Consider the following 11,622-nt stretch of genomic DNA (forward strand, 5'->3'; position numbering starts at 1 on the left):
TTTTCCAATAAAAACTTATTTTTATTTGATTTTTGATTCTTTTGTGCCAGGATTCCTTACATCTTGTTTGCTATGGTATTCCGTCGGAAGGACGCCGAACATTTTCTTGAATGACTTGGTGAAATAGCTGGGTGTATTGAATCCTACACTATAGGCTACTTCTACTATATTCATGTCACCTTGCGACAGAAGTTGTGCGGCCTTCCTCAAACGGATGCTTTTCACGAAATCTGTTGGTGACATTCCGGTAGTGGACCGTATCTTTCTGAACAGGTTTACACGGCTCATGGCCATATCATGGCTCATGTCTTCAATGGAATATTCCGAATTGTTGATGTTTTCCTCCACCAGACTGATGGCCTTTTTCAGGAATTTTTCATCAGCCGAAGATATGGTGATACTTTCGGGAGTGGCATTGATGTCTTTCTGGAAGTTTTCCTGGCGTTGCTTCTGTTGTTTTAATATATTCTGTATCCGGCTGAGCGATATATCCCAGTCGAATGGCTTTGATATATATGCGTCGGCACCTTCCTTGTAGCTGTTTTTTTCATTTTCAACACTATAGCTTGCCGTAAGCATAATCACGGGAATATGCGATATCTTCAGGTTATTTTTTATGCGGTGGCAAAGTTCTATGCCGTCTACTTTGGGCATCATGAGGTCGGTTATGACAATATCCGGTTCTTTTTCAATGGCAATCTGTTCACCTTCTTCTCCGTCGGCCGCTTCATAGACGGTAAAGGACTTGCCCAATTCCCTTTTCATGTAGTTCCGGAATTCGTTATTGTCTTCTACAATCAGAACCTTTTTATTTTTATTCTTTTCTGGCATTCCTTCCGGTATCGTTGTTGTTTCGTCATTATCAGTCGGTGTGTCTGTACCTGAATAGGATTCTTCCCGCGATATCGGCAGGTCGGCAGGCAGATATACGGTAAAGGTGGTACCTTGCTGGCATACACTTTCCACCTTGACATGTCCTTGATGCATTTCCGTGTATTCCTTAACCAGATTCAGTCCGATACCCGAACCTATTACATCCCGTTGTTTCCTTACCTGATGGAAACGTTCGAAAATATGTTCCTGTTCATTTTCAGGAATACCTATTCCCGTATCCTTGACTTTGATTACGGCGTATTCCTTTCCTTCGTGTTGTTCTGTATCCAGCGATAACGTAATGGTGCCGTTTTCCTCTGTATATTTAAAGGCATTGGACAGCAGGTTATCGACAATTTTACGGACTTTTTTAAAGTCCAGATTAATGCAGAGTTCCTTTATGTGACATTCAAACTTGAATGTCACATCCTTTTCTTTGGCAAGAGGGCTGAAACTGTCGAATATGGAATATAATATCTGGGTCAAATCTCCCCTGTTGACGTTTAAGGTCTCCACATTCATTTCAATTCTTCGGAAGTCAAGCAATTGGTTGACCTGTTCCATCAGGTTTGCCGCATTCTTTTGGATTGATTCCAGTTCTTTCTTTTCATCCTTATCCGTCACTTTTTTAATCAGGCTGTTAAGCGGCGTGATGATAAGCGTAAGCGGGGTACGCAGTTCGTGGCTGACATTGATGAAAAAACGTGATTTCATTTGTATGATTTCCTCTTCCATCTGAATACGGTTTTTCTCTTCCTGGCGTTTCAGATAGAGTATTATCAGGTAATACCCGATAAATAGGACAACTATGATGTAGGTAGCGTAGGCCAGGTTTGTTTCGTACCAATGCGGGGCACGATAGATGGAAACGGTGATATGGTTTTCACTCCAATAACCGTTCTTGTCTGTAGCCTTGATTTCCAGTTCATGTTTTCCTTTTGGCAATTCTTTCAGGTAGATGTCATTCAATCCCTGCGGAAGAAAGGTCCAATAGCCTTCGTCTTTATATCTGAATGCATAATGTATTTTATCACTGTTCAATGGATCGAGTGTAGACAGGAACAGTTCAAGGTCCGATTCTTCGGAATCCAGTTCGATGGTTTTGTCATTGAAATTGTTGAACCGGAGATTTCCATTGACTTTTATCGCAGTGATTTTCGGATGTACCTCCAGAGGGCGTTCAGAATTTTTAAGTCCGATATATTGCGTATTGCAGGTGATGAACCCTTCGGTGCCTCCTATATAGAAATTTCCCTGATGGTCTTTAAACATGCATGCGAAGTTTTTCAGGGGAATGTTACTGTCTGTCGTGTGCAGTTCTTTGTAGATTTTTTGTAGCGGGTAATAAAGGATGATTTTCTTCCCGGTCATGATCCATAAGTTTCCGGAAACATCGGTTTCCAATTGATAGATGTTGTTTCCGTCCAGGCCATTGAGATTGGGGAGGAGAGTGGCTGTCCGGGTTTTAGGAGAAATGTGATATACGTTCCCTCTTTGAGTACCCATCCATACATCTCCGTTGGTACCGGCCGTAATGCAGGTGCAACTTTCCTTTATTTTATAGATGTATTTTTTGCGCTCGGGCGATAGATATAGCAATCCGTTTGTTTCTGTAGTGGCATAGATACTTTTGTCCCGGGTTACAATAATATTGTTTATCTTGCCTGTATTGTTCCAGAGCCTCCAGATCATTTTTTTTGAAGGAACATAATAATATAGATTTCTGGATGCTCCAATCCAGATGTTTCCGTCGGCATCTTCATGGATGGTCCGGATTATTTCATTAGTTTCTAGAAAAGAGGTAGCATTCAAAATCAGTTTTTCATATATCTGAGAGTCTCTGAATAGCAGATGCTTGACGATTTTTTCTTGTGTAATGCATAGGATACCGTCCGGATTATAGGATTTTCCAATATAATAAGATAATCGCCGTTCACTGATGTCCGAGTAGGATACTTTATTGTCCGATGGGGTATAGAAGCATAGCTTGCCCCGGTTCAGACGGATCCAGAAGCCATTTTTTTCATAAAATATGGAGCTGAGGGTTACTGGATATTTTTCCTTTTCCTTAATGACAGATAAAGGATTGTATCCAATGGGGGCCTGGTCAAATGACGCTATGAGGTACTGGGGATAATATCCCGAGATCCAGATGTTGCCTTGTTTATCCTGTATAATGTTGGTGGATAGAAGTTTTTTCCCTAGTTCCAATGATGGGGTCGTTATTGGATATAAGGTATGTTCTGCGGTAATTCCGTATCTGTATAGATTGTCGGACGTAATGACCCACAGGTGGTTTTGTATATTGTCTTGATAAACTAGCAATGCTTCTCCTCGATAATGGTTTTGGGGATCGACGGTACATGCCTGCCAACTGAAACGCTGTTCTGTTTCAGGTTTGGATAGATCAAGACGGACTATTCCTTTTCCTAAAGTTGTAATCCAGTAATATGGACTGGTATTGTCTTTGATGATGCTTGCCGGATGTTCTTTGAAGGGCCATTTAAAAGGAATAAATGAATCGCTTTTTTTATCATAGAAAAAAATACCTCCCCTCCATTGTACTATCCATAAAATATGGAGACTGGGATCCTCATAAAGATATGATATCTTTTTTCGTTTCCCGTTCCATTTTATATCATCATACATGGATATTCTTTTGCCTTGACTGGTGTAATGAAGTATACTGTTATTTGTCGATATCCAGATAGAGCCGTCGGAGGCTTTTAACATATTGTCTATGGTCCATCCGCGGATTTCTTCATCGTCCAGTGGATTTATCCGGTAAGTTCTTTTATCTAAAATATAGACACCTCTGTTTGTTCCTATCCAGATGTTTTTATCATTGTCTTCTATAATGGATTTGACGGTATTTCCTCTATATTGATAATTGGATTTATTGGGCAGAAACCGTTGGATGGCATATCCGTCATTACGGTATAGGCCTTCTTCCGTACCGTACCATATATATCCTTCGGAATCCTGGAATGTGCAATATATTTGCCCTGCAGGTAATTGCTTTTCTACGGGTATGGGAGAAAATATGATATTTTCTGCCTTTATGCGTGAAATGAAGCATATAAGGCAAATGGAGAAACTTATTTTCAACAGGTTTAATATCATAGATTAGAGGCATTATTTTTAACTTGACAAAAGTATAAAATAAAGTGATTTATATTTGTATTTCGTTAGGCTTTTATGATTAAATTTATGGCTAAGTAATACTTTGTAATTGATTTCATCTGAATTTTTATAGTTGTCAGTTCTGTATGGATAAATGTTTTTTATGATATTCGTACAATTTTTATGTCTTGGCATGTATTGAAACATGCGTTGCATAAGATGTAACATATGTAATATAATATGGTTCGAAGATAGAGTACTTTTAGAACGTAAAAACTCTGAAATGAGCTTTTGGATTGCTTGAAGAGTAAGATTTGGAGTGAAAAAACCTTATGTTTAATTTAAATTATGTAGTATGAAAAACAGAAGAGATTTTAATCTGTCTGGTTGCAGTGTCTTGCAACGTCTGTTCTTCTTTACCTTTTTATTTATGGTGTGTGCAATCGGTGCATTTGCACAGGGTAAGACCGTTTCCGGTACTGTCTTGGATAAAAACGGTGAATCGGTAATTGGTGCCAGTGTATTGGTAAAGGGAACTACAAACGGAACAATTACAGACTTTGACGGAAAGTTTACCTTATCGAATGTTTCTGACGATGCTTCTTTGGAAATCAGCTTTGTCGGTTACAAGACTCAGGATATTCCGGTTAAAGGAAGGACCATGTTTAATGTAACCCTTGAAGAGGATACGGAAGTATTGGATGAAGTTGTGGTAGTAGGTTATGGTGTTCAGAAGAAATCTGATGTAACCGGTGCTATGGCTAATGTAGGAGCAGAAGAATTGATGGCGCGGCCTGTAAACAACGCTTTTGAAGCATTGCAAGGTAAGGCTGCCGGTGTGGATATCACATCTAACGAACGTCCGGGTCAAATCGGTGATATCCGTATCCGTGGTAACCGTTCACTGGAAGCAAGTAATTCTCCTCTTTATGTTGTAGATGGTGTTCCTTTGATGTCTGAATCATCTATTGAAACGTTGAACCCTCGTGATATTGAATCAATTGATGTGTTGAAGGATGCTTCTGCAACTGCCATTTATGGTTCACGTGGTGCCAATGGTGTTATTATTGTGACTACCAAACAAGGTAAATCCGGCCGGTTCAGTCTGGATTATTCCGGAACATTGACGGTTTCTAATCTGGTGGATAAGTCGCCGTCTATGAGTGCTGCCGATTTTATCGAATTCCGCCGTTGGGCTGCTTATAACCTGGATCCTACAACTTATGCACATCCCGATAGCCCTACCTATGAAAATGATAGAATTATATTTGATAGTGCATTGGATGGTCAGACTTCACGTGACAATGTGTTGAAAGGATGGGCTAACGGAACATGGGATCCGTCGCTTGTAACCGATACGGATTGGACGGATATCGTTACACAGACAAGTATTTCTCACGAACATACTGTCAGTGCCAGTGGAGGTACAGATAAAATGAACGCTTATGCTTCATTCGGTTATCTGAGTAATGACGGTACCCAGAAGGGACAATGGTATGAACGTTATACAGGAAAGATGAGTTTGAACATCAATCCTACAGACTGGTTCCAGATAAACGCTTCTTTGAATGTAACATGGAGTGAACAGGATTATGGTATGTCTACATTGGGAGGCCGTAGCGGAAGTGTTCCTGATGCAATTTATGGTACGGCTAAGACCATCTACAATATGGCAGTGCCTTATGATGCCGAGGGAAATCTGGTTATCAATCCCGGTGGTGAAAGTGGAACATATACCATTATGGATGAATGGAACAAGAGTACCCAGCAGTCTCAGACTTTACGTGCTTTAGGTAACTTCTCTGCAACTTTGGATTTGGGTAAATTGTGGGAACCTATTGAAGGCTTGCGTTATAAGATCAACTTCGGTCCTGACTTCCGTCATTGGAGAGAAGGTGCTTATATTGATGGAACTTCATCTCATAAGATAAATTCGGATGGCAGTGCCGGCCGTAGTTATGCCCGTCTGAAAAATCGCCGTGACTTTTCCTGGACATTGGATAATATGATCATGTACGACCGTACATTTGCCGAAAAACATAAATTGGGAGTGACTTTGTTGCAGACAGCTTCATCTTGGAATGTTGAAGAATCTTCTATGGCTGCCAATGGTATAGCAAAACCATCTTTCTTGTGGAATGCATTCGGTACTGTTGATGTGACTAATCCAGATTATGGAGCAGCAATCAGTTCCGGTTTGACAGAACGTCAGTTGATGTCTTACATGATTCGTTTGAACTATGGTTTTGCGGAACGTTATTTGCTGACTGTGTCTGGTCGTTGGGATGGTGCGTCACAGCTGGCCGAAGGACATAAATGGGATTTCTTCCCGTCTGCAGCCTTGGCATGGCGTATCAATCAGGAAGAATTTCTGCAGAATGTTTCATGGCTGGATAACTTGAAACTCCGTGTCGGTCTCGGTGTTACCGGTAACTCTGCAATTGCCCCTTATGCAACTAAGGGTGATATCTCTTCTTTCTATCTTCCTTTTAACGGGATGAGCAATGTATTGGGATATGCAACGAATGAACCTTATTATTCTTCCAGTCAGTTGTCAATGGCAAATGATGAGTTAGGTTGGGAAAAGACCACTCAAGTCAACTTCGGTCTTGATTTCGGCGTGTTGAATAATCGTATTAGCGGTAGTATCGATGCGTATTTTTCTCGTACAAATGATTTGTTGATGCTGACTAATATTCCTACTCTGACCGGTTTCCCGAATACTTATGCCAATATCGGTAAGACTAAGAACCATGGTGTAGAATTGACTTTGAACTTTATTCCTATCCAGACACATTCAGGTTTTGTTTGGGAGTCTAATTTTAATGTCGCATACCAGAAAGATGAAATCGTAGAGTTGGCTTACGGAAAGAACGATATGCCCGACAACGCTTGGTTTATCGGCGAGTCAATCAATGTATTCTATGGATATGCCAATGACGGACTTTGGCAGGATACTCCGGCAGATCAGGCTGAAATGGCTAAATGGAATGCAAACGGTTATGATTTTGAACCGGGTATGGTTCGTCCGCATGACCAGAATGGTGATTATAAGATGGATATCAGTGACCGTGTAGTTTTGGGTAACAAAGATCCGCGTTGGACAATGGGTTGGACCAATAATTTCTCATGGAAAAATATTGAACTTGGTGTTACTATGATAGGCCGTATGGGATATATGGTGGATGGTTTGGGCGAAGCAGAAACAGCTCATGCCAATCAGCGTGAAATAGACTATTGGACTCCGACTAATACTGACGCCGAATATCAAAAGCCGATTCTGGGTCAGGCTACTTCCGGTTCGGGAGATGATTTCTCCAGTTTGATCGGTTATCGGAATGCTTCGTTCCTGAAAGTTCGTAATATTTCAATCGGTTATAATTTCCCGCAGAATCTGATAAAGAAATGGGGATTGGGACATTTGAAGATCTATGCACAAGCTATCAATCCGGGTAGTATCTACCAGTCTATTGATGGATTTGATTTGGATACGAACAAGACTTATTTCAACCGTAGTTTTGTATTCGGTCTGGACTTCGGATTTTAATGATGGAATATGATTGTCTAATAATAAAGAAGATATATATGAATAATATTGCAAAAATAGGATTGGGAATTTCCTTGCTGGCAGGGCTTTCTTTCAGCTTTACGTCGTGTGCGGATTTTCTGGACGAGGAATTGACCACCAAATATTCAACAGAATATTTTGATACTCCAGAAGGATTGGAATCTTTGGCTGTATCACTTTATGGTAATATCCGCTGGCATTTTGGTTATGAATGGGCTTATGGTATTACTCTGTATGGAACCGATGAGTTCACTAATGGTAATGACTTGACTAACGAGCCGTGGAATACTTATGATAACCGTTTGGGAGCCATAGCCTGTACACCTGCTACCGGTGCAGCGAACAATAACTGTACGGCACCACAGGCATTGTGGGATGAAATGTATTACGGAATTGCTTCGGCCAATACAATTATAGCTAAAGCGAATGATGTGATTCAGGATGAGGCTGTCCGTAAACGTTGTCTGGCTCATGCCTATTTTTTACGTGGTTACAATTATTATCGTCTGACGGCACAATACGGAGGAGTTGTATTGCAGTTGCAGCCTGCTGAGGGGGTTGTCCGTAATTTTGTTCGCTCTACAGAAGAGGAATGTTGGGCGCAGGTAGTTTCCGATTTCCGTAATGCTTATGAAAATTTTGAAGGTGAGGTGTATACTTACGGAAAAGGTATTACATGGACCAAGGCGACTGCAGCCCATTTCCTGGCTAAAGCGTTGTTGTTCCGTTGTTCAGAACGCTGTCAGAAACAATTTGCGAAAGATGGAACATCCCGTACAGATGCCGATATTCAGGCTGATCTGCAAGAAGCCATTTCAGCTTGTAGCTATGCAATTCAAGCACGTGGTCCGTTGACTCCAGATTATGCTGACCTTTATGCCAATTGGACGGGTGTGGATTGTGCCAATGAACAGTTGGACGAAATCCTGATGGCTTGTGGACATAATGCGGATGATGCAACGGGTGGACGTTTTGGTAATCGTACCTATAATTATTTTACTCCTCAGTTCTCTAAGTTTGCTGACGGATGGGTTAGACGTGGTGTATGGATTGGTGGTATGGACTTCCAGCGTTGTCGTCCTACAGAATATGCGTATGCGGTATTTGACCATGTAAATGATGCGCGTATGTGGAAGACCTTTAAGACTGTATATGGCGTTAATAATGTTAAAGCGAATGATCATGGAGTAGAGTTGGGAGATCCTGCTATTGTAATGATTTTGAATACAGCGGATGATCATACATATGATAATTATGTATTTGGGTGTGCTTTGCAAGAACCTACTTGGACTGATGATGAGGGACGTTTGCCCGAATGGAAAGAGGGGTTACGACAGACTGCTAATTCAGGCAATTTAACTTCTAAAAAAGGGCAATGGGTACCTAATTCATTGGTGTTGTATCAACGGGGAGAATATGTAGCTCCTACATTTAAAAGTCCAGATGTTGCAATCTGTAATTTCTTTGCTGGAATCAATAAGACAGATGATGGATCCCGTACCGCGGAAAAGGGAGATGCGCATCGTGATGTAATAATGGCACGTTTGGCTGAAACTTATTTGGTCCGTGCGGAATGTTATGTCCGTTTGGGTGATTATAATAGTGCTATGAATGATATCAACGTAGTACGTAGTCGTGCACAATGGAAAAACGGTGAGAATCGTTCATACTATACAGATGGTTCACAAGCCTTTGAAAGTAACAGTTTGAATACGGGATCTGCTGCAGACAACTATGTGAATTCAAATCTGAATATGAATACTTATTATTTGTCTAATCCGGGTCTGGCTGTTACTACGGCTGCGTCCGACTTGACCTTGAAATCATTCCCAAGTAATTTACCTCCTGAAGATGAAGCTATTATGCAGAAGTTAGGAGTTTCTGGCGACTATCAGCGTGCTTTACATTTCATTCTTAATGAACGTACCCGTGAGTTGTTAGGTGAATGGCAGCGTTGGGAAACCTTGTCACGTACAGGGACTTTGATTATGCGTGCAAAAGCTTTCAATCCGGAAGCAGCGCCGAATATAACAGAGGGTAAACATGAACTTCGTCCGATACCTCAGACTTTCATTGATGGTTTGATGAATGAAGATGGTTCTAATTTGACCGATGAACAGCAGAAAGCTTGGCAGAATCCAGGATATTAATGTCTTTCATCTCTCTGATATAATATATTAAGTTACAAAAGTTAGGGGAAGGGGATCTTTCGGGAGAAGGATCCCCTTTATACGTTTTGTCTGTATAATTTTTGTGCTTGTTCCTATACAAATTTCTATGACTTGTACATGATTTTTCATGTACAAGTAACGTAAGTACATTAATTTTGGCACAAAACTTAATTTTGATATATCATGAAATGGAAAAGCCTTTTATGTCTGGTGGGAATTTTGGGGATAACACAGCTTTCTGCTCAAACATATCGTTTTTATTTCGGAGGTGATAAAAAAGTTCCTTCCGATTTCATTGCAGTGACTTCCGATTCCCGGTATACCGACCAGATTGGTTTCGGCTATGACTTGCTTCCGTCACCCGAAACTGGGGAAAACAATCCTTTTTTCTTTTCGGTAAACGTTCCCGATGGGAATTATAAAGTTACCGTGACTTTAGGCAGTAAGAAAAAGAAAGGAATGACTACGGTACGTGGCGAATCCCGCCGTCTGTTTCTGGAAAATGTACCAACTAAGAAGGGAGAATTTGTCACTTATAGCTTTACTATAAATAAGCGCGACACTTTGATAGGTGAGAAGGAACGTGTACATATAAAGCCCAGAGAACGTAACAAACTTAATTGGGATAACAAGCTGACTTTTGAAGTCAATGGCAATATGCCTTGTGTTCAGAGTCTGGTTATCGAAAAGACGGACAGTGTTCCTACAATATTCCTTGCTGGAAATTCTACGGTAGTCGATCAGGATACGGAACCATGGGCCAGCTGGGGACAGATGATTACCCGTTTCTTTGATGAGAATGTCTGCTTCGCCAATTATGCAGAAAGCGGTGAACGGGCCGATACGTTCATTAAGGCTAACCGTTTGAAGAAGGCTCTCAGTGAGATGAAGAAGGGAGACTATATGTTCATTGAATTCGGACATAATGACCAAAAATTGAAGGGACCGGGTAAGGGAGCGTATTATTTCTTTGCCACTAACCTGAAGACGTTTGTCGATGAAGTGCGTATGAAGGGAGGTATTCCTGTTTTTGTGACACCCACACAGAGACGTTCTTTTGACGGAAACGGTAAGATTGTAGAAACGCATGAAGATTATCCGGATGCAATGCGTTGGGTAGCGCAGCGTGAAAATGTTCCGGTCATCGAATTGCACGATATGACCCGTACATTTTATGAAGCAATGGGGGTAGAGCCTTCAAAGAAAGCTTTTGTCCACTATCCGGCCAATACTTATCCGGGACAGACCCGGAAGCTGGAAGACAATACCCATTTCAATCCGTATGGAGCGTATGAAATAGCGAAATGTGTGATCGAAGGGATGAAGAAGCTTGATCTGCCTTTTGTACACTTCCTTAGAAGTGATTATAAGCCTTTCGATCCAGCCCACCCAGATGCCGTGGAAGATTTCAACTGGAATGACAGCCCGTTCATCGATGTGCAGAAACCGGACGGTAACTGATGAATTATATCCCGGAGAGATGATAAGAGACTTTTGTTAACAATATAAATGTTTGTTTTATGAAAAGAGAAGCTTTTAAAATGTTTTTGAAGCCAGGTTTCGAAAAAGAATATGAAAGACGTCATGCGGCAATCTGGCCGGAGTTGAAGAAAATGTTGTCGGATAATGGAGTATATGACTATTCTATCTATTGGGATAAAGATACCAATATCTTGTTCGCTTGCCAGAAAACGAAAGGAGAGGAATCTTCACAGGATATGGGGAATAATCCGATTGTACAGAAGTGGTGGGATTATATGGCCGATATAATGGAAGTAAATCCCGACAACTCACCTGTAACCATTCCGTTGCCGGAAGTTTTTCATATGGATTAAAAGACCGTTTATAATAAAAAGGATACATAAGCTTATGTATCCTTTTTATTAT

5 protein-coding genes are annotated in these 11,622 nt (G+C 40.9%); 4 read left to right on the plus strand and 1 reads right to left on the minus strand.

Annotated elements, in window-relative coordinates:
* Nucleotides 1–21 precede the first annotated feature (21 nt).
* Nucleotides 22–3,996, minus strand: coding sequence for an ATP-binding protein (locus tag BQ7489_RS07220; protein ID WP_072530472.1), 3,975 nt, complete (start codon nucleotides 3,994–3,996; stop codon nucleotides 22–24).
* A gap of 355 nt (nucleotides 3,997–4,351) precedes the next feature.
* Here BQ7489_RS07220 and BQ7489_RS07225 point away from each other — a divergent pair, with 355 nt between their 5' ends.
* From BQ7489_RS07225 to rhaM, 4 genes are all read left to right on the plus strand, one after another.
* A complete protein-coding gene (locus BQ7489_RS07225; RefSeq protein WP_072530473.1) occupies nucleotides 4,352–7,543 on the plus strand; it encodes a SusC/RagA family TonB-linked outer membrane protein in 3,192 nt (1,063 codons plus the stop codon).
* 38 nt (nucleotides 7,544–7,581) lie between these two features.
* Nucleotides 7,582–9,714, plus strand: a complete 2,133-nt coding sequence (locus BQ7489_RS07230) for a RagB/SusD family nutrient uptake outer membrane protein (RefSeq protein ID WP_072530474.1) — start codon at nucleotides 7,582–7,584, stop codon at nucleotides 9,712–9,714.
* A 204-nt stretch (nucleotides 9,715–9,918) separates the two neighbouring features.
* Nucleotides 9,919–11,196, plus strand: a complete 1,278-nt coding sequence (locus BQ7489_RS07235; RefSeq protein ID WP_072530475.1) for a rhamnogalacturonan acetylesterase — start codon at nucleotides 9,919–9,921, stop codon at nucleotides 11,194–11,196.
* A 59-nt stretch (nucleotides 11,197–11,255) separates the two neighbouring features.
* Nucleotides 11,256–11,570, plus strand: coding sequence for an L-rhamnose mutarotase (gene rhaM, locus BQ7489_RS07240; RefSeq protein ID WP_072530476.1), 315 nt, complete (start codon nucleotides 11,256–11,258; stop codon nucleotides 11,568–11,570).
* Nucleotides 11,571–11,622 lie beyond the last annotated feature (52 nt).

This window comes from Bacteroides ilei (assembly GCF_900128495.1).
Classification (GTDB): Bacteria; Bacteroidota; Bacteroidia; order Bacteroidales; family Bacteroidaceae; genus Phocaeicola; species Phocaeicola ilei.